The 22682-nt window shown below is 71.7% G+C and carries 18 protein-coding genes; 4 read left to right on the top strand and 14 right to left on the bottom strand.

Going from position 1 to position 22682, the window contains the following annotated elements:
• Positions 1-9: 9 nt before the first annotated feature.
• A complete protein-coding gene (locus ACH4SP_RS33710) occupies positions 10-222 on the bottom strand; it encodes a hypothetical protein (protein ID WP_398420659.1) in 213 nt (70 codons plus the stop codon).
• A complete protein-coding gene (gene xylB / locus ACH4SP_RS33705; protein ID WP_398420657.1) occupies positions 219-1703 on the bottom strand; it encodes a xylulokinase in 1485 nt (494 codons plus the stop codon). Before xylB ends, ACH4SP_RS33710 begins: the two co-directional genes overlap by 4 nt.
• Before the next feature lie 186 nt (positions 1704-1889).
• Between xylB and xylA the strand changes: the two genes are divergently transcribed.
• Positions 1890-3062: a xylose isomerase gene (gene xylA, locus ACH4SP_RS33700; protein WP_398420655.1), complete on the top strand. Its 1173-nt coding sequence runs from the start codon at positions 1890-1892 to the stop codon at positions 3060-3062.
• A 77-nt stretch (positions 3063-3139) separates the two neighbouring features.
• Here the strand turns inward: xylA and ACH4SP_RS33695 are convergent, their stop codons facing one another.
• From ACH4SP_RS33695 to ACH4SP_RS33680, 4 genes are all read right to left on the bottom strand, one after another.
• The gene (locus ACH4SP_RS33695) at positions 3140-4420 is read right to left on the bottom strand and encodes an ROK family protein (RefSeq protein WP_398420653.1); all 1281 of its coding nucleotides are present in this window, start codon (positions 4418-4420) and stop codon (positions 3140-3142) included.
• 77 nt (positions 4421-4497) lie between these two features.
• A complete protein-coding gene (locus tag ACH4SP_RS33690; protein ID WP_398420651.1) occupies positions 4498-5949 on the bottom strand; it encodes an aldehyde dehydrogenase family protein in 1452 nt (483 codons plus the stop codon).
• A 377-nt stretch (positions 5950-6326) separates the two neighbouring features.
• The gene (locus ACH4SP_RS33685) at positions 6327-7925 is read right to left on the bottom strand and encodes a PucR family transcriptional regulator (protein ID WP_398420649.1); all 1599 of its coding nucleotides are present in this window, start codon (positions 7923-7925) and stop codon (positions 6327-6329) included.
• A gap of 119 nt (positions 7926-8044) precedes the next feature.
• Entirely contained in the window at positions 8045-10393 is a 2349-nt protein-coding gene (locus ACH4SP_RS33680) for an ATP/GTP-binding protein (RefSeq protein WP_398420647.1), read from the bottom strand.
• A gap of 246 nt (positions 10394-10639) precedes the next feature.
• Here ACH4SP_RS33680 and gabT point away from each other — a divergent pair, with 246 nt between their 5' ends.
• Complete coding sequence (gene gabT, locus ACH4SP_RS33675) at positions 10640-11983, top strand: 4-aminobutyrate--2-oxoglutarate transaminase (protein ID WP_398420645.1); 1344 nt, start codon at positions 10640-10642, stop codon at positions 11981-11983.
• 441 nt (positions 11984-12424) lie between these two features.
• On the top strand, positions 12425-13075 hold the full coding sequence (locus tag ACH4SP_RS33670; RefSeq protein ID WP_398420643.1) for a phosphatase PAP2 family protein: 651 nt from the start codon (positions 12425-12427) through the stop codon (positions 13073-13075).
• Here the strand turns inward: ACH4SP_RS33670 and ACH4SP_RS33665 are convergent.
• The 7 genes from ACH4SP_RS33665 to ACH4SP_RS33635 form a co-directional block, all read right to left on the bottom strand.
• Positions 13008-13463, bottom strand: a complete 456-nt coding sequence (locus ACH4SP_RS33665; protein ID WP_398420641.1) for a hypothetical protein — start codon at positions 13461-13463, stop codon at positions 13008-13010. The two genes, ACH4SP_RS33670 and ACH4SP_RS33665, sit on opposite strands and share 68 nt — an antisense overlap.
• A 186-nt stretch (positions 13464-13649) precedes the next feature.
• The gene (locus ACH4SP_RS33660) at positions 13650-15071 is read right to left on the bottom strand and encodes an NAD(P)/FAD-dependent oxidoreductase (RefSeq protein ID WP_398420638.1); all 1422 of its coding nucleotides are present in this window, start codon (positions 15069-15071) and stop codon (positions 13650-13652) included.
• Positions 15072-15092: 21 nt separating this feature from the next.
• Positions 15093-15911: an ABC transporter permease gene (locus tag ACH4SP_RS33655; protein WP_398420636.1), complete on the bottom strand. Its 819-nt coding sequence runs from the start codon at positions 15909-15911 to the stop codon at positions 15093-15095.
• A complete protein-coding gene (locus tag ACH4SP_RS33650) occupies positions 15911-16828 on the bottom strand; it encodes an ABC transporter permease (RefSeq protein WP_398420634.1) in 918 nt (305 codons plus the stop codon). Before ACH4SP_RS33650 ends, ACH4SP_RS33655 begins: the two co-directional genes overlap by 1 nt.
• The gene (locus tag ACH4SP_RS33645) at positions 16825-17976 is read right to left on the bottom strand and encodes an ABC transporter ATP-binding protein (RefSeq protein ID WP_398420632.1); all 1152 of its coding nucleotides are present in this window, start codon (positions 17974-17976) and stop codon (positions 16825-16827) included. The genes ACH4SP_RS33650 and ACH4SP_RS33645 overlap by 4 nt, the downstream gene beginning before the upstream one ends.
• A gap of 106 nt (positions 17977-18082) precedes the next feature.
• A complete protein-coding gene (locus ACH4SP_RS33640; protein WP_398420630.1) occupies positions 18083-19372 on the bottom strand; it encodes a PotD/PotF family extracellular solute-binding protein in 1290 nt (429 codons plus the stop codon).
• Between the two features lie 46 nt (positions 19373-19418).
• A complete protein-coding gene (locus tag ACH4SP_RS33635; RefSeq protein ID WP_398420628.1) occupies positions 19419-20933 on the bottom strand; it encodes a gamma-aminobutyraldehyde dehydrogenase in 1515 nt (504 codons plus the stop codon).
• A 206-nt stretch (positions 20934-21139) separates the two neighbouring features.
• Here ACH4SP_RS33635 and ACH4SP_RS33630 point away from each other — a divergent pair, with 206 nt between their 5' ends.
• Positions 21140-21685, top strand: a complete 546-nt coding sequence (locus tag ACH4SP_RS33630; RefSeq protein WP_398420627.1) for an NADAR family protein — start codon at positions 21140-21142, stop codon at positions 21683-21685.
• Between the two features lie 327 nt (positions 21686-22012).
• Here the strand turns inward: ACH4SP_RS33630 and ACH4SP_RS33625 are convergent, their stop codons facing one another.
• Positions 22013-22681: a DUF4190 domain-containing protein gene (locus tag ACH4SP_RS33625; RefSeq protein ID WP_398420625.1), complete on the bottom strand. Its 669-nt coding sequence runs from the start codon at positions 22679-22681 to the stop codon at positions 22013-22015.
• Position 22682 lies beyond the last annotated feature (1 nt).

Genomic DNA, 22682 nt, shown 5'->3' with positions numbered 1-22682 from the left:
GGACGGTTCTCAGCCGTCGGAGCCGCCGGAGCCGTCGGAGCCGCTGTTGTAGCCCGATTTCGTCCTGCTGCCCTTGCCGGAGCTGCGCACCAGCTTCCCCGCGCCGAGGGTCATGGCCGCGACCACGCGGACCCAGCGGGGCCCGCCGCGCTCCGCCCACACCACACACACGCAGCCGCCCGCGGCGAGGACCAGAATGGCGATCAGTACAAGAGGGATCATGGGCTCCACTTTCGCACAAACGTCTGCCGGAGCACGTCGTCGATACGGGCCCAGCTCTCCAGGTCCCGCTCCACGGGCGGGAGTTCCCGCGCCTCTGCCACGCCCCAGGAGGTGGCGACGGCGACCGGCCCCGCGCCGGTGACCGCTCCCGCGGCCAGCGCGGCGGCCCCCAGGGCGACCGGTTCGGTGGCGGCGGGCAGCAGTACGGGGCGGCCGGAGAGGCGGCGCACGGTCTCCACCCAGGTGCGGCCCTGCGCGCCGCCGCCGATGAGGCGCAGGGGGCGGGAGGCGATGTCCGGGGCGTACGGGTCGGCGCCGCACGCGGCGAGGAGTTCGTCGAGGGCGCGGAGCACGGTGAAGACGGCGCCCTCGTAGGCCGCACCGAGGAGCTGCTGCGGGGTGGTGGCGTGCCGCAGACCGGTCAACAGGCCGGAGGCGTCCGGGAGATCGGGGGTGCGTTCGCCGTCGAGGTACGGGAGGAGGACGGCCGGGCCGCCGGGTGCGGCGTCCTCGCGGTCGAGGCGCAGGAGCGCGGCGATCCGGTCGACGGCGAGCGTGCAGTTGAGGGTGCAGCCGAGCGGGAGGAAGGTGCCGTCGGCGGCGGCGAAGCCGTTGATGCCGGGACTGGCGGGGCGGGCGCGGGTGGCGGCGAAGACGGTGCCGGAGGTGCCGAGGGAGACCACCGGGTGGTCGAGGAGGCCCTCGGCGCCGAGACCGAGGCCGACGGCGGCGGCCATGTTGTCGCCGGTTCCGGCGGCGACGGCGATGCCGGCGGGGAGCCCCAGGTGCGCGGCGGCGGCAGCGGTGAGCGCACCGACACGGGTGGCACCGGCGGGAGCGATCCCGGGCAGCAACTCCTTGTCGATGTGCAGGAGTTGGAGGATCTCCGGGTCGTAGGCGCCCGTGGCCGTCGAGTACCAGCCGGTGCCGGATGCGTCACCGGGGTCGGTGGCGGCGACGCCCGCGAGACGTTCGGTGAGGTAGTCGTGCGGGAGGCGCAGGGCGGCCGTGGCGTCGACGGCACGCGGTTCGTGCTCGCGCAGCCACTGCCAGGTGGTCGCGGTGATCGAAGCGACGGGTACGGAGCCGGTACGGGCCAGCCACCAGTCGGCGCCACGGGCCGCGGTGAGGGCGGCGGCCTGCGGCGCCGAGCGGGTGTCGTTCCACAGGACGGCGGGGCGGACCGGGCGCCCTGCCGCGTCGAGGGCGACGAGGCCGTGCTGCTGGCCCGCCACCGCGACGGCGGTGACGGCACCGGCCCGTACGCCTGCTTCCTTGAGCGCGGCGGACACGGCTTCGGCGAGGGCGTGCCACCACTGCTCGGGGTCGCTCTCCCGGGCGCCGCCGGTGCCGGTGACGGTGTGATGGGCGCGCCCGATGCCGAGGATGCGGCCGGTGTCGCGGTCGACGACGGCGGCCTTGGTGGACTGGGTGGAGCTGTCCACGCCGATGACGAGAGGGGCGTGCGGGGCTGCGCTCATCGGTCGGTGTCTCCCTGTTCGCGGGGCGGCTGACAGAGGGTGCGGGGTTTTGGATCGTACCCAGAACAAATGCGGGCGGGCGAGGGTGCGCCGTACGGGCTTCTGGTCAGCCTCCGCCGCCTCGTGCAGTATTAGTCAGGTCAGAAAACAAATACCGCGCGCAAGGCGAGGACCGAGGTGTCGGCCATGACGAAGGACCGCTACTCCCCCACCCCCGACGACAGGTTCACCTTCGGTCTGTGGACCGTCGGCTGGCAGGGCCGGGACCCCTTCGGGGACGCCACCAGGCCCGCGCTCGACCCGGTCGATTCGGTGCGGCGGCTCGCCGATCTCGGCGCGTACGGGGTGACGTTCCACGACGACGACCTGATTCCGTTCGGGGCGGCCGACGGCGAGCGGGACGCCCTCGTCAAGCGCTTCCGCCAGGCGCTGGACGCGACCGGCATGAAGGTGCCGATGGCGACCACGAACCTGTTCACGCACCCGGTCTTCAAGGACGGCGGCTTCACGGCGAACGACCGCGACGTACGGCGCTTCGCGCTGCGCAAGACGATCCGCAACATCGACCTGGCCGTGGAGCTCGGCGCGACGACGTACGTCGCGTGGGGCGGCCGGGAGGGTGCGGAGTCCGGCGGGGCCAAGGACGTGCGGGTGGCGCTCGACCGCATGAAGGAGGCCTTCGACCTGCTCGGCGACTACGTCACGGAGCAGGGGTACGACCTGCGCTTCGCCATCGAGCCCAAGCCCAACGAGCCGCGCGGCGACATCCTCCTGCCGACGATCGGCCACGCGCTCGCGTTCATCGAACGCCTTGAGCGTCCGGAACTGGTGGGCGTCAACCCGGAGACGGGGCACGAGCAGATGGCGGGGCTGAACTTCCCGCACGGCATCGCGCAGGCGCTGTGGGCCGGGAAGCTCTTCCACATCGACCTCAACGGCCAGACCGGCATCAAGTACGACCAGGACTTCCGGTTCGGCGCGGGGGACCTGCGTCAGGCGTTCTGGCTGGTGGATCTGTTGGAGACGGCCGGGTACGAGGGGCCGCGGCACTTCGACTTCAAGCCGGTGCGGACGGACGGGATGGATGGGGTGTGGGAGTCGGCGGCGGGGTGCATGCGGAACTATCTGATCCTCAAGGAGCGGGCGGAGGGGTTCCGGGCGGATCCTGCCGTGCGGCAGGCGCTGCGGGACTCTCGGCTGGACGAGCTGGCCCGGCCGACAGCGGCCGACGGCCTGGCCGGGCTGCTCGCGGATCGCAGTTCCTACGAGGAGTTCGACGTGACGGCGGCGGCTGAGCGGTCGATGGCCTTCGAGCGGCTGGACCAGCTGGCTCTGGAGCACTTGCTCGCGGTGCGGTGAGCTGGTGGGGCGGTTGTTTACGCGCGGGTACGTCGTGGCTGGTCGCGCAGTTCCCCACCGGCCCGCAAGTGTCACCACTACCCGCCCGGCGAAACCTGCACGCGCTCGGCGTATGCGGCCGGGTCGGCCAACACGTCCCGTACGACAAGTGCCGCCGCCCCCCGTGCCGCGTCCCCGGCCAGGGACGAAGCGCGCAGGCGGCCCGAGCCCGGGAGCCACAGGTCCGAGACGACGCGGGACGCCAGTTCGCGCTCGACGGCCGGGACCAGCCAGGGGGCGAGAGAGCGGTAGATGCCGCCCAGGACGACCGCCTGCGGGTCGAGCAGGTTGACCGCGCCGGACAGGACGACGCCCAGCTTCTCGCCCGCCGTACCGAGTGCGGCGAGGGCCTGGGCGTCACCGGCGGCGGCCCGCCGTTCCAGTTCGGCCACGCCCGGTACTCCGGCGTGCGCGTCGAGACCCGCGTTGCGCAGCAGGGCGGGCTGGCCCGCGTACTGCTCCAGGCAGCCGCGGGCGCCGCAGCGGCACGGCGGGCCGTCGGAGCGGGCCACGACGTGGCCGATCTCGCCCGCGAACCCGTGGGCGCCGTGCAGGAGTTGTCCGCCGAGGACGAGCGCGCCGCCGACGCCGACCTCACCGCTGAGGTAGAGGAAGGAACGGTCCGCGCTGCGCCCGCCGAACCAGAGTTCCGCGAGAGCGGCGAGGTTGGCCTCGTTGTCGGCGCCGACGGGCAGGGCGCGGCGGCCGGGGTAGAGGGCTGCGAGGGCCTGCGCGAAAGGACCCTCGACTGCGACCCGGCTCCAGCCGAGGTTGGGGGCGTGCCGTACGGTGCCGCCGGAGACGAGGCCGGGGAGTGCCAACTGCACGCCCACCAGCCGGAGTTGCTGCGCCTCCGCCGACTCCATGGCGCGTACGGCGATACCGGCCACCCGGCGGAAGACGTCGGCGGGCGGGGTGTCGCGGTTGTCGAGGTGCTCGGTGAGGCGGACCCGGTCCGTACCGCCGAGGTCGACGGCGCACACGGTCACGTAGTCGACGTTGATCTCGATGCCGAGCCCCGCCGCACCGGTGCGGGCCACCTTGAGGACCGTGCCGGGGCGCCCGGCCTGCCCGCTGAACGTCTTCCCCGACTCGGCGAGGAAGCCGCCTTCGAGGAGCTGCTCGACGAGGGAGGACACGGCGGCGCGGGTGAGGCCGACGCGGGCGGCGACCCGGGCCCGGGTGATCTCGCCCTCGTCGTGCACGGCCCGCAGCACCAGGCTGAGGTTGTGCCGGCGCACGGTGTCCTTGTCGGCCTTGGCGCCGAGGGAACGGGGTGGCGGGGACGCCGGAGGGGAGGCCGGTGAGCTGCTCGTCATGGTGCTGACGAGCCTACTGGCCTCCCCTCCCGCCGCTTCGTCGCAGGCCCGCTGCTTCGTTGCAGGTCGACGCCTCGTTACAGGTCGATGCCGGTGAGGACCAGCACGCGCTCGTACGTGTAGTCGTCCATGGCGTAGCGGACGCCCTCGCGGCCCACGCCGGACTGCTTCACACCGCCGTACGGCATCTGGTCCGCGCGGTAGGAGGGGACGTCGCCGACGATCACGCCGCCGACCTCCAGGGCGCGGTGGCCGCGGAAGGCGGCCTGGATGTCGTGGGTGAACAGGCCCGCCTGGAGGCCGTACTTGGAGGAGTTGACCGCCGCGAAGGCCTCGGCCTCGCCGTCCACCTTCTGCACGGACAGGACCGGGCCGAAGACCTCCTCGCAGGAGAGCGTGGTGTCGGCCGGGAGGGCGGCGAGGACGGTCGGCGCGTAGCTGGCGCCGTCGCGCTTGCCGCCGGTCAGCAGCTCGGCGCCGGCCTTGACGGCCTCGTCGACCCAGGACTCGACGCGCTTGGCGGCGTCCTCGCTGACGAGCGGGCCGACGTCGGTGGCGGCGTCGGACGGGTCGCCGGTGACCTGGTTCTCGACGGCCGCGACGATCTTCGGCACCAGGCGGTCGTAGACGGAGGCGTCCGCGATCACGCGCTGGACCGAGATGCAGGACTGGCCGCCCTGGTAGTTGGAGAAGGTCGCGATGCGGGTCGCGGCCCAGTCCAGGTCCTTCTCGTCGGAGAAGTCTCCGAGGACGACGGCCGCGCCGTTGCCGCCGAGCTCCAGGGTGCAGTGCTTGCGCGGCACCGAGTCCATGATCGCGTAGCCGACCTTGTCGGAGCCCGTGAAGGAGATGACGGGCAGGCGCTCGTCCTGGACCAGGGCGGGCATCTTGTCGTTCGCGACCGGCAGGACCGACCAGGAGCCGACGGGCAGCTCGGTCTCGGCGAGCAGCTCGCCGAGGATCAGGCCGGAGAGCGGGGTGGCCGGGGCCGGCTTGAGGATGATCGGCGCGCCGACGGCGATCGCGGGGGCGACCTTGTGCGCGCAGAGGTTGAGCGGGAAGTTGAACGGCGCGATGCCGAGGACGACGCCGCGGGTGAAGCGGCGGGTCAGGGCGAGGCGGCCGACGCCGCCGGCGTCGGTGTCCAGGCGCTGGGCCTCGCCGCCGTTGAACCGGCGGGCCTCCTCGGCCGCGAACCGGAACACGGAGATGGCGCGGCCGAGCTCGCCGCGGGCCCACTTGATGGGCTTGCCGTTCTCGGCGGAGATCAGCTGGGCGATCTCCTCGGTGCGCTCGGCGAGGCGGTCCGCGACGTGGTTGAGGGCGGCGGCGCGGGTGTGGGCCGGGGTGGCGGCGAACTCGTCGCGCACCGCGTGCGCGGCGGCGACGGCTTCCTCGACCTGGGCGTCGGTGGGGACGCTGACGGTGCCGACCGTGCGGCCGTCCCACGGGGACGTCACGTCGAAGGTGTCGTCGCCGGTGGCCTGGCGGCCGGCGAGCCAGAAGGCGTGGGTGGAAGTGGAAGTCATAGGGGATCCGGCCCTTCCGAGAGTGCGGGATGGAACGAGGTGGGTTGTGGGCTCCACCGTAGGGGTGGGGGCGCTTGGCGTCGTTTGTCCGGGGTGGAGTGTTGGGGGCGGGGTGGGTGCCGGATTGGCGTTGCGGTGACGAGCGGGCGTGCGGTCGTGGAGGGGCGTGCCGCGGTGGAGGGCCGCCCCCTTGCCCACCCTTCCCCAAGCTCTTAAGGAGCAGGGGAGACCCCACTGCCCCCGGGGGGCGGCCCCGCTGCCCAAGGGGGCTAGGGCGGGCTCACTGCCCAAAGGGGCTAGGGGGCAGGCATTTAGGGGCGCGGGGAACTGCGCGATCAGCCACGACGCACCCGCACGACGACCACCCGCCGAACGCCCTACGTCCCCGTCCCCGCCGAAGTCGCCTTCAAGGCGAGCCAGAGCTCCATGCGGACGTCCGGGTCGTCCAAGGACCGCCCGAGGATCTCCTCCACCCTCCGCATCCGGTAGCGCAGCGTGTGCCGGTGGACGCCCAGTTGGGCCGCCGCCGCGTCCCACTGGCCGTGGCGGGAGAGCCAGGCGCGGAGTGAGGCGACCAGGTCGCCGCGGCCCGTCGCGTCGTGCTCGTAGAGGGCGCGCAGCATTCCGTCGGCGAAGGCGCGGACCGCGTCGTCAGCCAACAAAGGCAAGACGGAGCCCGTCGCCAGTTCCTCGTGCTCGACGAGGGTGCGGCCCCTGCGGCGGGCCACCGACAGCGCCTGTTCGGCCTGTTTGAAGGCGGTGGCCGCGGCGATGGGGCCCGCCGGGGCCGAGAGCCCGACGACCAGTTCGCCCTCCTCCGCCGGTTCCATCGGGCGGGCCGCGTCCCCGCGCCGTACCGCCGTGTGGGCCGCGCACGCGGCGACGGACTCGCCGCCGTCGGCCGCCAGTATCACGACGCGGCCGCCGTCGGGGACGACCAGGATGACCTCGCCCGCCCGCGCCGCCGCCGATTCGAGGGCGTCGACCAGTGCCTGGAGGGGTTCGGTCGCGTCCGTGCCCTCGCCCGCCGCCTCGGCGATCATGAGGCGGAAGGGGGCGTCGAGCAGGCCTCCGTAGAGGTCGCCCGCCACCGCGCGCGCGTGGTCGGGCTCGCCGGCCAGGAGCATGCGCAGGACCGCCGCGCCGAGGCGGGTCTCGGCGGCCTGGAGGGCCCTGGTGCGTTCGGTGGTGAGGGTGAGGAGGGCGATCGCTGAGTGGACGGCGTACCGCTCGGCCGTGCCCAGGGGTGCTGCCGTGCCGACGGCGAGCGTGCCGCGGGCGCGGCGGCCCGCGCCCAGGGACTGGAGCTCGACCCGGTCCTCCGTGCCGCCGCCCTCGACCGGGCCCGCCACCACCGCGCTGGCCGGTGCGGGCCGCTCCCGCAGCCGTTCCACATCGGGTACGAGGCGGGCGGCGCGCCTGGCCGCCCAGTCGGGGGCCGCGGCGACCACCGCCCCGGACGCGTCGTAGACGGCCGCCCAGCCGCTGACGTGGGAGGCGAGGCGGGCCACCAGCTCGGCGGGGCCTGTCAGTGCCGCCTTCGTCAGTTCGCGCTGGGCCTCGAAGCCCGCCGTGACCGCCCGGTACTGGTCGGCGGCGATCGCGGCCGAGACCGCCTTGGAGATGGCGAGGAAGGGGGTGCGGCGCGGGACTTCGAGCAGCGGGAGGCCTTCCTCCTTCGCGGCGGCGAGCAGCGCGTGCGGGATGTCGTCGTACGAGACGCCGACCGCGAAGCCGAGGCCGACGACTCCGGCGCCGACCAGCCGGCGCACGTACCGCCGCATGGTCTCCGGGTTCTCGGCGTCCAGCTTCATCGCCGTGATGAGGAGCAGCTCGCCGCCCTCCATGTACGGGACGGGATCGGCGAGTTCGCTGACGTGCGCCCAGCGGACGGGGGTCTCCAGCCGGTCCTCGCCCGCACGCACGACGAGCTTGAGCGCGGAGTGGTGGACGAGGGAGGCGAGCGTGGGCGGCATCGGAGGGCGAGACCTTCTCAGGAGAAATGTGCCGTCCCGTATGAACGGCACTGCCAATTCTGCCAGGGCGTACGTAAGGCGCGCGTCGCACCGGCCGCACGGATGCCGCCCGTCGGGGCTCAGCCCCGCAGGTCCACCAGCAGCGGCGGGGCGTGTTCCCCGTGCACCGTGGTCAGTGACAGCACCGCGTGTCCTGCGGGTACCCCGCGGGCCAGCTCCGATGCGGACCAGCGTTCGCGTTCCACCTTCCTGACGGTGACGGCGCTGGTGACGACGGCCTTGCCGGTGACGAGCTTGCGCAGCCAGTGGATCGCCCGGGTCAGCGGCTGGTTGGCGAAGACGGTGTGCTGGGCGACCTCGGTGGTCTCCACCCACTCGGTGCCCCACGCCTCGGTGAAGCGCCGGCCGTCCCAGGTGGTGACCCCGGAGAACGCCATGTGGCAGCCGACCGCGCCGAGGAGCGGGATGTGCAGCGCCTCGGGCACGTCGTCGACGGTACGGAGGTTGAGCACGACCCCCGCGTTGGCGGAGCGGATCCGGCTGATGCCCCGCACGGTCTCGGCGGTGAGGGTGGCCGTCGCGTCGTCGAGTACCAGGCAGCTGAACAGCGACCGGTCGGTCCTGGCGGTGACCGCGACCAGGAACTGGGCCAGGACCAGCCGGGCGAGGAGCCGGGACGCCTCCGCGTGCCCGCGTTCGGGCAGCTCGACGCGGACCCGCATGGGGTGGTGCTGGAGGGCGCGCAGGGAGAAGGGGCGGGCGGTGGCCGAGGTGTCGAAGAAGTCGGTGAAGGCGGGCCGGTCGAGGAGGGCGAGCCGGTCGGCGAGGGCCGGGCAGGGGTCGGACGCGGTGCCCATCTGGCGGACCCGCGAGGACAGGTCCCTGAGCATCGCGTCGGCTCCCGCGGCGTCCAGTTCGGCGGCGAGCCGCTGGAGCGCGGCGGGGTCCGCGCGCAGGAGTTCGTACAGCTCGGGAACGGCGGGGAAGCAGCCGTGCACCGCGTGGTACGGGCCGACCAGCTGGGCCAGCGCGGTCGCCGCCCGCCCGGTGTCGACGGTGTCGAGGTCGCCGACGAGTGCCTCGGCGAGGACCGTGGAGGCGGCTTCGGCGTCGGTGGCCGTGCCGTAGAGGTCGAGGTCGTGGACGGAGCCGCGGTCGCCGAGCTTGACCACGACGTCGTACGCCTCGTCGCCGAGCAGGTCCGTCCCGGCCGCGCACACGACGATCACGCTGCACTTCCCGGCGAGGGCCTGGAGGGCGAGGGACTCGACGACGGGCGCGGTGAGCCGCTGCGTCTTGCCCGCGCCCGGCGGGCCGACGGCGAGGAGCGAGGTGCCGAGTGCGGCGGGTTCGAGGGCGGTGCCCGCTCCCCTGCGCTGATACGGGTTGGGCTCGTCGTCGACGTACGCGCCGATCCGCACCTGCCCGGCGAGGAGGTCGTGCGTGGCGGTGCGGCGGGGCAGGTCGCGGGCGCCGGAGGGGTGCGTGAAGGCCTCGGCGCCGTCGCGCAGCACGGTGGCGGTGAAGAAGGCGCGGCGCTCGGGGTCGTCCCCTGCCGTGTCCCAGGCCTGCCGGATCCGTACGAGATCGAGGTCGCCCATCCGCCCGCCGCGCACCTCCGCGGTGAGCAGGTCGGCGGCCTCCCGCTCCCCGGCCGCCCGCAACTCGGGCCAGCGGGCGGGGTCGGCGGCGGGGTGCGCGGGCGCGGCGGGGGCGCTCGGCGCGGGCCTGCGGCGCAGGGCGCCCGCCCAGTCGCCCATGCGGGCGAAGGGGTAGAGGAGGGCGAGGACGATCAGTGCGTAGACGGCGTAGACGACGAGCGCGGCGACGTAGCGGTTGCCGCCGCCGCCCAGCCAGGCGTCGGGCAGCAGGATCATCACCGGGTCGACGACGGGCAGCGTGCCGGTCCAGGTGAGGACCTGGACGAGGGCGGCGAGGGCGGCGGCGGCCAGCGCGCGGAAGGGCTGCTCGCGGCTGCGGACGAAGCGGCGGAACACCTCGGCCCAGTTGCCGAGCCTGCCGAACCAGTAGACGAGCGCCGCCCCGAAGAGCCCGGTGTACACGGCGACGCCCTCGTAGGCGTCCGGGGTGCGGGGGCCGCCGTACATCCCCGGGTTCCACCACTCGCTCGGCGTGACGAGCTTCATGGGGACCAGCCAGTACGGGATGTAGTTGTTCCACCAGAGCGACCAGATCAGCAGTCCGGTCAGGAGCGAGATGACCGCGCCGACCAGCAGCGACCGGTCGCTCACCACGTCCTGCTCGGGCCGCTCGGGGCGCGGCACGTGCGCGTACCGCCAGATCCCGGGTCCCGCGTCCGGGCGGGAGGTGGTCAGCCAGTCCTCCGTACGGGACAGCGGCGGCGCCGCGGACGGCACGGGCGGCAGGTGCGCGGGCGGCGGTCCGGCCGGCCGGGGCACCGCACCCGCCCGGGTGGAGCGTGCGTCGTGCCTGTCACCGGTGTTCATGTGCTGCCCCTCGTCCCCACGAACCAGCTGTACGCGTCCCACTGCCGCGCCCAATCTAGTGGCCCAGGCCCCGGCTTCCGGGCTCCCGAACCCGTGAGCCCGCTATGTCCGTACCGGACAAGGCGCCTCCCGTACTTCTCCCGAACGGAACATGCCCACCGCGTCGCGCCGCCCCTAGCCTGCGAAGTACCGGAGTGTGTCCCGGAGCGTCCCGTTTCACCCCACCCCCTTCCCGAGGAGCCCCTCATGAGCGCAGTTCCGCAGGAGCGCCGCGTCGTCACCGCCATTCCCGGCCCGAAGTCGCTGGAGCTTCAGGCCCGCCGTACGGCCACGGTCGCCGGTGGGGTGGGTTCCGTACTGCCCGTCTTCACGACCCGCGCGGGCGGCGGCATCGTCGAGGACGTCGACGGCAACCGTCTGATCGACTTCGGTTCCGGCATCGCCGTGACCTCGGTCGGCGCGTCCGCCGAGGCCGTGGTGCGCCGCGCCACCGCGCAGCTCCAGGACTTCACGCACACCTGTTTCATGGTCACGCCGTACGAGGGTTACGTCGAGGTCTGCGAGCAGCTCGCCGAGCTGACGCCGGGCGACCACGCGAAGAAGTCGGCGCTGTTCAACTCGGGCGCCGAGGCCGTCGAGAACGCCGTCAAGATCGCCCGTGCGTACACCAAGCGCCAGGCCGTCGTCGTCTTCGACCACGGCTACCACGGCCGTACGAACCTCACCATGGGCATGACCGCCAAGAACATGCCGTACAAGAACGGCTTCGGTCCGTTCGCCCCGGAGATCTACCGCGTCCCGGTCGCGTACGGCTACCGCTGGCCGACCGGCGCCGAGAACGCGGGTGCCGAGGCGTCCGCGCAGGCCATCGACATGATCAACAAGCAGATCGGCGCCGAGAACGTCGCCGCGATCATCATCGAGCCGGTCCTCGGCGAGGGCGGCTTCATCGAGCCGGCCAAGGGCTTCCTGCCCGCGATCTCGAAGTTCGCCACCGACAACGGCATCGTCTTCGTCGCCGACGAGATCCAGTCCGGCTTCTGCCGCACCGGCCAGTGGTTCGCGTGCGAGGACGAGAACGTCGTCCCGGACCTGATCACCACCGCCAAGGGCATCGCGGGCGGCCTGCCGCTCGCCGCCGTCACGGGCCGCGCCGAGATCATGGACGCCCCGCACGGCGGCGGCCTCGGCGGCACCTACGGCGGAAACCCGGTCGCCTGCGCCGCCGCCCTCGGTGCCATCGAGACGATGAAGGAGCTGGACCTCAACGGGAAGGCCAAGCGCATCGAGGAGGTCATGAAGGGCCGCCTCGCCGCGATGCAGGAGAAGTACGACGTCATCGGCGACATCCGCGGCCGTGGCGCCATGATCGCCATCGAGCTGGTCGAGTCGGGCACCAAGGACGGTGCGAAGACTCCGAACGCGGCGGCCGCCGGCGCCCTCGCCAAGGCCTGCCACGCGGAGGGCCTGCTGGTCCTGACCTGTGGCACTTACGGCAACGTGCTGCGCTTCCTGCCGCCGCTGGTGATCGGCGAGGACCTGCTGAACGAGGGCCTGGACATCCTGGAAGCGGCCTTCGCCGGGATCTGAGCCGGATCCGAGTCCGTGCCGGGACCGTGCTCGGGCCGCGCCCGGGCCGCGCTCAGGCCGCGCTCAGGCCAGACTGACCCTGTGAAGAACGTGTGGGGGGCCAATGGCGGGATCGCACTCCCGCTGTCGGTCCCCCGCTTCCTCCCGTACGGTTCCTGGCAGATGAGAGAAACACCCCGCCCGCAGGGGACTGCGGGCGACACCGGGGACGCGCTTTCCGAGCACTTCCCTGGTCGTGCCTTCGCGCACACCACCCCCGGAGCCTCTGGCTCCGGAAATCCTCACCGATCGGACGGCGGCACGCCCCACACCCCCCGGGGCGGCCGGCCCTCCGGTCCTGCCGACCGCTTCGGAGCCTCCCCCCCTGCTCCGGGGCGGTCGGCCTTTCTCTGCACCGTTCTGACGAGCGCGCTGCTCTTCGCACTGATCACCTGGCAGGTAGTGGCACGGGGCCCGCTGCTCTCCGCCGACATGGGTCTGGACCACTCCCTCGTCGGCCGGGGACCGCGCGGGCTCACCGAGTTCTGTGCCGACCTGGGCAACCTGCAGGTCGCCCTCCCGGTCCTCGCACTGGCGATCTTGTACGTGCTGCGGCGCGGCCGACGCGTGCCAAGCGCTCCGCTGGATGTGCCGCGAGGTGCCGTTGCTCATCTGCGGCGCCGTCGTGGCTGGTCGCGCGGTTCCCCGCGCCCCCATGGGGCGCTGCCGCTCGCCACCGCGCTGGCGATGGCGGCGGTCCCGGCCGTCGTCGTACCGCTGAAGGCGCTGATCGACCGGCCGTCCCCGCTCGATCCGGCCGAGACCGGCTACTTCCCGTCCGGGCACGGGGCGACCGCGGCCGTCGCGTACTGCGGGGCCGCGCTGCTGCTCCGGGCGGGGGCGGGCGGCCGGTGGCCGGCGGCCGTCGCGTTCGTGCTCACTGCGACGACCGGCATCGGCCTCGTACTGCGCGGCTACCACTGGCCGTTGGACGTGCTCGGCAGCTGGTGCCTGAGCGTCCTGCTGCTCGCACCCGCGTGGTGGCTCAGTCGCCGCGCGGCAGCCGGCTCGCCGCCTCGTGCATCGCGAGCTCCAGGAGCGCCGGGTCGGTGAGGGTGCCCCGGCCGTCCGGGGCGACCAGCCAGCGGACGCCGCCCGTGGTGGCCCGGCCGGGGTAGGGCACCACGATCCAGGTGCCGCGGCCTGCGCCCCGTACCCCCGTACCGAGCCAGCGGGCGGCCGTGCCCGCCGGGACGAAGAACCCCGTCCGGGAGTCGCCGAAGTCGGCGAGCACCGGTCCCGGCCGGTCGACCAGGCGGGACAGGACGTCGAGCGTGGGACAGCCGAGTTCGCCCGGCAGGATCAGGACGTCCCAGCGGCGGCCGGCGGGCAGCAGTGCCACGCCCAGGGGGTTGCGCTCCCACTCCCACCGGCACGCGTCGGGGTCCGGGGCCACCGAGACCAGCCACTCCACCGCGGTCTTCGCTTCCGAGCCAACCATCGTGCTCGGCCTCCTTCTTCGCTGTGCACGGACAGTGCGTACACAGGGGAGAGCGGGCAGGGGCGCGATCATTACGCGGGTTTCGCCATGTGTTGGCAGTGAGGTGGGTCACCGCAAGATCGTGGTTGTGCGCCCCCGGGGCGACCGGGGGCGCACTCGCCCGTCACGGACGGGCGCGGCTCCGGCTCAGCTGTCGAAGCCCAGGCCCACCTTGTCCATGGCCTTCAGCCACAGGTTGCGCCTGCCGCCGTTGTCGTCGGCGCGGGCCATCGAGCGCTTGGTGATCTCGATGCCCGCCCAGGCGACCGGCTCGGGCGGGAACGGGAGCGGCTTGCTGCGCACCATCTCCAGCTCGGTGCGCTCGGTCTTCCGGCCGTCGAGCAGGTCGAGCATCACCTCGGCGCCGAAGCGCGTCGCGCCCACGCCGAGGCCGGTGTAGCCGGCCGCGTAAGCGACCTTGCCCGCGTGCGCGGTACCGAAGAAGGCCGAGAACCGGGTGCAGGTGTCGATCGCGCCGCCCCACGCGTGCGTGAAGCGCAGGCCCGCCAGCTGCGGGAAGCAGGTGAAGAAGTGCTCGGCCAGCTTGAGGAAGGTCTCCGGGCGGGAGTCCAGCTCGCTGCTCAGCCTGCCGCCGAAGTGGTAGACGGCGTCGTAGCCGCCCCACAGGATCCGGTTGTCCGCGGAGATCCGGAAGTAGTGGAACTGGTTGGCGCTGTCGCCGAGGCCCGCCCGGTTCCGCCAGCCGCCGATCGACGCCAGCTGCTCCTCGTCGAGCGGCTCGGTCATCAGCGCGTAGTCGTAGACCGGGACCGTGAAGTGGCGCATCCGCTTCACCAGGGAGGGAAAAACGTTTGTGCCCAGGGCCACCCGACGGGCGAAGATCCGGCCGTACGAGGTGCGCACCGCGGTGCCGTTGTCGTCCGAGGCGAGCTGGGTGCCCTTGGTGTTCTCGTAGATGCGGACGCCCAGGTCGAGGCAGGCCCGCTTGAGGCCCCAGGCCAGCGCGGCCGGGTTGAGCATGGCCACGCCGCGCTTGTCCCAGAGGCCGCCGAGGAACGTCGGGGAGTCGACCTCGGCGCGCACGGCCTCCGCGTCGAGGAGCTCCATGTGCTCGGCGAGGCCGAGCTTCTCGGCCTCCTCGTACATCTCCTGGAGATCTTCGAGCTGGTGCGGCTCGGTGGCCACGTCGATCTCGCCGGAGCGCTCGAAGTCGCAGTCGATGCCGTACTTGGCGACGGCCTCCTCGATGGCGTCGAGGTTGCGCGTCCCGAGCTCTTCGAGCTTCTTGATCTCGTCGGGCCAGCGGGCGATGCCGTTGCCGAGGCCGTGGGTGAGGGACGCGGCGCAGAATCCGCCGTTGCGCCCGGAGGCGGCCCAGCCCACCTCGCCGGCCTCGATGAGGACGACGTCCCGCTGCGGGTCGCGCTCCTTGGCGATCAGCGCGGTCCACAGTCCGCTGTATCCGCCGCCGACGACCAGCAGGTCACAGCGCTCGTCCCCGGTGAGGGACGGTTCGGGGGCGGGCCTGGCGGGGTCGTCCAGCCAGTACGACAGCGGCTTCGCGCCGGAAAGGGACTGTGCGGCACTACGCATGGCAACCGGGGCCATGGTTTCCAACTCCTTCGGGGCTTACTTGGGCGTTGCACTCTTGCGGCGGTTCGCAAGGAACTGACCGCCGAGGACCACCAGTACGGCAATGACGAACATAGCTGTACCAATGACGTTGATTTGTACGGGTGTGCCGCGCTGCGCCGAGCCCCATACGAACATGGGGAAGGTGACGGTCGAGCCCGCGTTGAAGTTCGTGATGATGAAGTCGTCGAACGACAGCGAGAAGGCGAGCAGCGCACCCGCCGCGATGCCGGGGGCGGCGATCGGCAGGGTCACTCGTACGAAAGTCTGGACGGGCCCCGCGTACAGGTCGCGGGCCGCTTCCTCCAGCCTCGGGTCCATCGACATGACGCGCGCCTTCACGGCCGTCACGACGAAGCTGAGGCAGAACATGATGTGCGCGATGAGCACGGTCCAGAAGCCGAGCGGGGCGCCCATGTTGAGGAAGAGCGTCAGCAGCGAGGCGGCCATGACGACCTCGGGCATCGCCATCGGCAGGAAGATCAGCGAGTTGATCGCGCCGCGCGCCCGGAAGCGGTAGCGGACCAGCGCGAAGGCGATCATCGTGCCGAGCACGGTCGCGCCGAGCGTCGCCCAGGCGGCGAGCTGGAGCGAAAGGGCGAGCGAGCCGCACAGGTCGGCGACGCCGCAGGGGTCCTGCCAGGCGTCCGTCGAGAACTGCTGCCAGGCGTAGTTGAAGCGCCCGTTGGGCTTGTTGAACGAGAAGACCATCACGACGATGTTCGGCAGGATCATGTACGCGAGCGTCAGCAGGCCCGCGATGACGACGAGATTGCGCCGGAGCCACTTCACGGGTCGATTCAAAGGCGTGGCCATCAGACGAGGTCCTCCGTCCCGGACTTGCGCATGTAGACGGTGACCATGATCAGCACGATCGCCATCAGGATGAAGGACAGCGCGGCGGCCGTCGGATAGTCGAGCACCCGCAGGAACTGCGACTGGATCACCGAGCCGACCATCTTGGTGTCGGTCGAGCCGAGCAGTTCGGCATTGACGTAGTCACCGGCCGCCGGGATGAAGGTCAGCAGCGTGCCGGAGACGACACCCGGCATGGACAGCGGGAACGTCACCTTCCGGAAGGTCGTCGCCGGGGTCGCGTACAGGTCCCCCGCCGCCTCGTGCAGCCTGGAGTCGATGCGCTCCAGGGAGGTGTAGAGCGGCAGGATCATGAAGGGCAGGAAGTTGTACGTGAGACCGCAGACCACCGCGAGCGGGGTGGCGAGCAGCCGGCCCCCCTCGGTCCAGCCCAGCCAGCTCGTCACGTCCAGCACGTGCAGCGTGTTGAGCACGTCGACGACCGGGCCGCCGTCCGCGAGGATCGTCTTCCAGGCGAGCGTGCGGATCAGGAAGCTGGTGAAGAACGGCGCGATGACCAGCACCAGGACCAGATTGCGCCAGCGCCCCGCCTTGAAGGCGATGAGGTACGCGAGCGGATAGCCGAGCAGCAGGCACAGGATCGTCGCCGTGCCCGCGTACAGCAGGGACCTGACGAACTGCGGCCAGTACTCGGCGAAGGCGTCCCAGTACGTCTGGAAGTGCCAGGTGACCTTGAAGCCGGCTTCGAGCGAACCCTGCTGGACGGAGGTCGACGCCTGGTAGACCAGCGGCAGCGCGAAGAAGACGACGAGCCACAGGATGCCGGGCAGCAGCAGCCAGTACGGGACGAGGCGCTTGCGCACCGACGCCTTGTGCACGGGGGGTTCTGCCGCGGGAGGCGCTTCGGTGACGGTCACGAGGCGTCCTCCACCGACTGCACGCCCGCGTCGATGGCCTGGTCGGCGTCGAGCCCGAAGGTGTGCTCCGGGTTCCAGTGCAGGACGACCTCGGTGCCGGGGACCAGGCGGGCGTCCCGCTCGATGTTCTGTACGTACACCTCGAAGTCGGCGCACGCGGGGCTGTCGACGACGAACTGGGTGGAGACGCCGATGAAGCTGGAGGCGACGATGCGCCCCGTGAGGCGGTTGCGGCCGTCGGGGACCGTGCCCGCGTCGTCCGCGTGCGCGATCGACACCTTCTCCGGGCGGACGCCCACCAGGAGCTTGTCGCCGGTGGCGGTCTGCGCCTGACATCGCTTGCCGGGCACCTTGAGCCTGGCGTCGCCGCAGATCACGGTGGTCACGTCGGCGGCGGTCGAGGTGACCTGGGCCTCGATGAGGTTGGAGGTGCCGAGGAAGTTGGCGACGAAGGTGGTCCTCGGGTTCTCGTACAGGTCGGCGGGGGCGCCCAGCTGCTCGACCCGCCCGCCGTTCATGACCGCGACCTGGTCGGCCATCGTCATGGCCTCCTCCTGGTCGTGGGTGACGTGCACGAAGGTGATGCCGACCTCGGTCTGGATGCGCTTGAGCTCCAGCTGCATCTGACGGCGCAGCTTGAGGTCCAGGGCACCCAGCGGCTCGTCGAGGAGCAGCACCTGCGGGTGGTTGATCAGGGCGCGGGCGACGGCGACGCGCTGCTGCTGGCCGCCGGAGAGCTGGTGCGGCTTGCGCTTGGCGAACTGGCCCAGCTGGACCAGTTCCAGCATGTCGTCGACCTGCTTCTTGACGGACTTGATGCCGCGGCGGCGCAGTCCGAAGGCGACGTTCTCGCTGATGTCGAGGTGCGGGAAGAGCGCGTAGCTCTGGAAGACGGTGTTCACCGGGCGCTTGTACGGCGGCAGGTGCGTGACGTCCCGGTCGCCGAGGGAGACGGTGCCGGTGGAGGGGTCCTCCAGACCGGCGATCATCCGCAGCGTCGTCGTCTTGCCGCATCCTGACGCGCCGAGCAGGGCGAAGAAGGAGCCCTGCGGGACGGTCAGGTCGAGGGGGTGCACGGCGGTGAAGGAGCCGTAGGTCTTGCTGATCCCGGCGAGGCGGACGTCGCCGCCTTCGGTCTTCTGAGTCATGGGTTGCGGTCCCAGGGGGGAGTCGGGGTGCGTCAGGGGGTGCGGGGGTCTGCCGCGTACGCGGTGACACGTGCAGGCGACCGGTGGCGCCTCAAAGCGGTGGCGGCTACGCGCCGATGAGCTTGGCGAACTTCTCCTCGTACGCCTTCTCCTCCGCCTCGCTCAGCGGGCGGAACGGGTGCGACCGGGCGGCCATCGCCCTGTCGGGCAGGATCAGCGGGGAAGCGGCCAACGCCTTGTCCAGCTTGGCCAGTTCCTCGCGCACGCCGTCGACGGGGCACACGTAGTTGATGTACGCGGCGAGCCGCGCGGCGGGACCCGGCTCGTAGTAGTAGTCGATCAGCCTCTCGGCGTTGGTCTTGTGCCGGGCCTTGGCGGGGACCAGCAGGTTGTCCGACGAGGAGATGTAACCGACGTCCGGAATCGCGAACTTGACGGCCGGGTTGTCCGCCTGGAGCTGCACGATGTCACCGGCCCAGGCCACGCACGCCGCCAGGTCGCCCTTCTCCAGGTCGGCGGTGTAGTCGTTGCCGGTGAAGCGGCGGATCTGCTTGGAGTCGACGCCCTTCTGCAGCCGGGCGATCGCCGCCGAGTAGTCGTCGTCGGTGAACTTCTCCGGGTCCTTGCCGAGGTCGAGCAGCGTCATCCCGATGGTGTCGCGCATCTCGGAGAGGAAGCCGACCTTCCCCTTGAGCCTGGGGTCGTCCAGCAGCTGGGAGACCGAGTCGACCTTGCGGCCGCCGGTGGCCTTCTCGTTGTACGCGATGACCGTGGAGATGCCGGTCCAGGGGTACGAGTAGGCGTGGCCGGGGTCCCAGGAGGGGTTGCGGAACTGCGCGGTGAGGTTGGTGTACGCGTGCGGCAGGTGCGTGGGGTCGAGCTTCTGTACCCAGCCGAGCCGGATCAGCCGGGCGGCCAGCCAGTCGGTGACGCAGATGAGGTCGCGGCCGATGGGCTGGCCGTTGTGCAGCTGCTGCTGGATCTTGCCGAAGAACTCGTTGTTGTCGTTGATGTCCGCCGTGTACTTGACGGATATCCCGGTGCGTTTCGTGAAGGCTTCGAGGGTCGGATAGCCCTTGTCGCCCTCCCCGACGTCCATGTACTCGGTCCAGTTGGAGAAGACGACCTGTTTCTCCTTGGCCGACAGGTCGTCCGAGACCGCTGCCTTCTCGCCCTTGCCGCCGGCGGCCGGAATGCCGCAGGCGCTCAGCGCGCCGATGCCGCCGACGGCGAGGGCGCCGCCGCCCGCGGCGCGCATCAGCGAACGGCGGGTCAGTGCACCCCGGCCGCTCGTGACGCTGCGCCGCATGGCGCTCTCCACGGCGCTCACGGATTCCGTGGCACTCACGGATTCCGCGGAGCCGGCGGAGAGTCTCCCGTACTGGAACTGCTCCATGCGCGATTGCCCTTTCGGGTGGGTTGCCGCGGGTCAGGCGGACTCTTTATCGGTCCCCGAAGATCGTGCGGTGCCAGTCCTTGCGGGCCACCGCGGTGTTGTCGAACATGACGTGCTTGACCTGCGTGTACTCCTCGAAGGAGTACACCGACATGTCCTTGCCGAAGCCGCTGGCCTTGTACCCGCCGTGCGGCATCTCGCTGAGGATCGGAATGTGGTCGTTGACCCACACACAACCCGCCTTGATCTCGCGGGTGGCGCGGTTCGCGCGGAACACGTCGCGGGTCCAGGCGGAGGAGGCCAGGCCGTACGGAGTGTCGTTGGCGAGCGCGATGCCCTCGTCGTCGCTGTCGAACGGCAGCACCACGAGGACCGGACCGAAGATCTCGTCCTGGACGACCTCGCTGTCCTGGGCGGCGTCGGCGATCAGGGTCGGGCGGTAGTACGCACCGTCCTTGAGGTCGCCGCCGGGGGCCTCGCCGCCCGTGACCACACGCGCGTAACCGCGGGCCCGGTCGACGATGGCGGCGACGCGGTCGCGCTGGGCGAAGCTGATGAGCGGCCCGAGGTCGGTCGACTCGTCGAAGGGATCACCGAGGCGTACGGACTCCATCAGCTCGGCGACGCCGCTCACGAAGGCGTCGTACAGCGGGCGCTGTACGTACGCGCGCGTGGCGGCGGTGCAGTCCTGGCCGGTGTTGATGAGCGACCCCGCGACCGCGCCGTGGACCGCCGCTTCCAGATCGGCATCGTCGAAGACGACGAACGGCGCCTTGCCGCCCAGCTCCAGGTGCAGCCGCTTGACCGTCGAGGTGGCGATCTCGGCGACGCGCCTGCCGACCGGGGTGGAGCCCGTGAAGGAGGTCATGGCGACGTCGGGGTGGCCGACGAGGTGCTCGCCCGCGTCCTTGCCCGCGCCGGTGACGATGTTGACGACGCCGTCCGGCAGGCCCGCCTCCTTGGCGGCCTGCGCGAACATGATCGAGGTGAACGGGGTCGTCTCGGCGGGCTTCAGCACGATCGTGTTGCCTGCCGCGATCGCCGGGAGGACCTTCCACGCGGCCATCTGGAGCGGGTAGTTCCAGGGCGCGATCGACCCGACCACGCCGATCGCCTCACGGCGGACGTACGAGGTGTGGTCGCCGTCGTACTCCCCTGCCGACTTGCCCTCCAGATGGCGGGCGGCCCCCGCGAAGAAGGCGACGTTGTCGACCGTCCCCGGGACGTCGAACTCCCGCGACAGCTTGATCGGCTTGCCGCACTGGAGGGACTCGGCGTACGCGAAGTCCTCGGCCTGCTCGGCGAGCACGGCCGCGAACCTGTGCATGGCGTCGGAGCGCTCGCCGGGGGTGGCGCCCGACCAGCCGGGGAAGGCCTCCTTGGCAGCCGCCACGGCCGCGTCCACGTCATCTCTTCCGGCCAACTCGTACGTGTAGATCCCCTCGCCCGTGGCGGGGTTCACGACCGTGTGAGTACGACCCGAGGTACCGGGACGCAACTGCCCGCCGATGTACTGTGCGCCGCCTTCGAAACGGTCCTGCACCTGGAAGCGGTTGCCCATGACGCTCTCCTCCGCCGTTCACCCCGTCATACGGGGGTCGGCGTAGCTCCAGCTTGATTTGATTGCCGATCCTGGCAGAGCAGGAAGCCACCAACAAGTGATTCCGTTGTTGCCTTTTGGTTACGCGACGGATTCGGTCGACCGTGTGTCGAGTCGGCGCGGAAATTCCGTACGGAGTGTCAGTGGCGGATGCCAGACTCGCATGCATGGGGAAGATCGAAGAGCTTATCGCGCAGGTCAATGGGGGCGAGCGGGTCAAGTTCCTGCACTTCTGGGGTCACCGTCCGCGACCGGACGGGTCGCTCGGGTCGAGCATTTTCAGCCAGTGGTGGCCCTCGCCCTTCACCGTGGACGGGACGGTCTACGCCACCGCCGAGCACTGGATGATGGCCCGCAAGGCGGTCCTCTTCGGCGACGCGGAGGCGGAGCGGGCGGCGCTCTCGGCGACCTCACCCGCGGCCGCGAAGAAGGCGGGCCGCCTGGTCCGCGACTTCGACCCGGACGTCTGGGAGCGGTCCCGCTACGACATCGTCGTCGCCGGCAACATCCACAAGTTCACCCAACACCCGGAGCTGGGCGCGTACTTGCTGGGCACGGGCTCGCGGGTGCTGGTCGAGGCGAGCCCGCTGGACCGCATCTGGGGAATCGGCCTCGCCGCCGACGACCCCCGTGCCTCGTCCCCCGCCGAATGGCTCGGCCAGAACCTCCTCGGCTTCGCCCTCATCCAAACCCGAACCCACCTCACCCCCTGATGGGGGCGTTGGGCAGCTAACGGGGGCTTGGGTAGCACCCGCCCCCCGCCGCCTCCTTGGGCAGCGGGGCCGCCCCCCGGGGGCGGAACGGGTGGGCAAGGGGGCGGCCCCCACTGCCGCACGCCCCCTGGCTCCGGTCCACGCTCGCTCCCGCCCCGCTGGCACGCCGAACAGAGGGCGAGGAGGACCGAACAGCTCCTGCCCGGAGCGAGGGTTCCGCTGTGCCCACCCGTTCCGCCCCTAGCGGAACGCATGCCCACAGCGGAGCGGGAGGGGGCAGCACGCCCACCACGCAGCCCGGCCGGGCCCGGTCCCGTAAAGCCACCGCTATGTGCTGCTCACGACCGCCCACACGATGAACCCCACCATCACAGCCCCGATGGCAATGCCGATCGACCCCGTGATGATCCCCGCCAACGCCATCCCCGCGTTGTTCGCCTCGCCCCGTTCGGCCTTCTTCCGGCCCAGGATCCCGAAGATCAGACCCATCACGCCGAGGACGATGCTGAGTACCCCGTACAGGCAGAACAGGCAGATGGAGAGGATTCCCAGCACCATCGCCGCGACGCCGAGACCGTTCTGCGGCGGTGTCTGTCCGGTCCATCCGGCCGGGCCCGAGTACCCGGGGTAGCCGGGGTATCCGCCGCCGTACGGCGCGGCCCCGTTCCCCGGCCCCGTGGGATACGCCGCCGGGTATCCGTACTCCCCCGGAGTACCGCCCGGCGTCGGATACCCGTACGTGGCAGGAGCCCCAGGAGCAGCACCAGGGACGGACCCGGGGACAGAACCGGGGACAGCATCCATGGGCCCCGGCATCGACGTCACCGTCGGCTGGTCGAACACCGGATTCCCACCCGGCGCGCCCGACCCGCCCGGCGCGCCCGACCCACCCGGCGCACCTGCACCCGGCTTGTCCAGCGGCACCCTGTTCCCGGAATCCTCCGGCGGCGCCCACGGGTCCGGCGCCCCCGAAGGCTGCGGCGTGTTGTCTGACATG

The organism is Streptomyces sp. NPDC021093 (assembly GCF_044333135.1).
Lineage (GTDB): Bacteria > Actinomycetota > Actinomycetes > Streptomycetales > Streptomycetaceae > Streptomyces.
This window is presented reverse-complemented; position numbering and strand designations above follow the sequence as displayed.

What these genes read in the sequence shown, in the direction of transcription:
- ACH4SP_RS33630 (WP_398420627.1), top strand. Translation starts at nt 21,140, where the DNA reads ATGGGGAAGATCGAAGAGCTTATCGCGCAGGTCAATGGGGGCGAGCGG.
- gabT (WP_398420645.1), top strand. Translation starts at nt 10,640, where the DNA reads ATGAGCGCAGTTCCGCAGGAGCGCCGCGTCGTCACCGCCATTCCCGGC.
- ACH4SP_RS33695 (WP_398420653.1), bottom strand. Translation starts at nt 4,420, where the DNA reads ATGACGAGCAGCTCACCGGCCTCCCCTCCGGCGTCCCCGCCACCCCGT.
- ACH4SP_RS33710 (WP_398420659.1), bottom strand. Translation starts at nt 222, where the DNA reads ATGATCCCTCTTGTACTGATCGCCATTCTGGTCCTCGCCGCGGGCGGC.
- ACH4SP_RS33625 (WP_398420625.1), bottom strand. Translation starts at nt 22,681, where the DNA reads ATGTCAGACAACACGCCGCAGCCTTCGGGGGCGCCGGACCCGTGGGCG.
- xylB (WP_398420657.1), bottom strand. Translation starts at nt 1,703, where the DNA reads ATGAGCGCAGCCCCGCACGCCCCTCTCGTCATCGGCGTGGACAGCTCC.
- ACH4SP_RS33660 (WP_398420638.1), bottom strand. Translation starts at nt 15,071, where the DNA reads ATGGCCCCGGTTGCCATGCGTAGTGCCGCACAGTCCCTTTCCGGCGCG.
- ACH4SP_RS33655 (WP_398420636.1), bottom strand. Translation starts at nt 15,911, where the DNA reads ATGGCCACGCCTTTGAATCGACCCGTGAAGTGGCTCCGGCGCAATCTC.
- ACH4SP_RS33635 (WP_398420628.1), bottom strand. Translation starts at nt 20,933, where the DNA reads ATGGGCAACCGCTTCCAGGTGCAGGACCGTTTCGAAGGCGGCGCACAG.
- ACH4SP_RS33665 (WP_398420641.1), bottom strand. Translation starts at nt 13,463, where the DNA reads ATGGTTGGCTCGGAAGCGAAGACCGCGGTGGAGTGGCTGGTCTCGGTG.
- ACH4SP_RS33645 (WP_398420632.1), bottom strand. Translation starts at nt 17,976, where the DNA reads ATGACTCAGAAGACCGAAGGCGGCGACGTCCGCCTCGCCGGGATCAGC.
- ACH4SP_RS33685 (WP_398420649.1), bottom strand. Translation starts at nt 7,925, where the DNA reads ATGCCGCCCACGCTCGCCTCCCTCGTCCACCACTCCGCGCTCAAGCTC.
- ACH4SP_RS33680 (WP_398420647.1), bottom strand. Translation starts at nt 10,393, where the DNA reads ATGAACACCGGTGACAGGCACGACGCACGCTCCACCCGGGCGGGTGCG.
- ACH4SP_RS33640 (WP_398420630.1), bottom strand. Translation starts at nt 19,372, where the DNA reads ATGGAGCAGTTCCAGTACGGGAGACTCTCCGCCGGCTCCGCGGAATCC.
- xylA (WP_398420655.1), top strand. Translation starts at nt 1,890, where the DNA reads ATGACGAAGGACCGCTACTCCCCCACCCCCGACGACAGGTTCACCTTC.
- ACH4SP_RS33690 (WP_398420651.1), bottom strand. Translation starts at nt 5,949, where the DNA reads ATGACTTCCACTTCCACCCACGCCTTCTGGCTCGCCGGCCGCCAGGCC.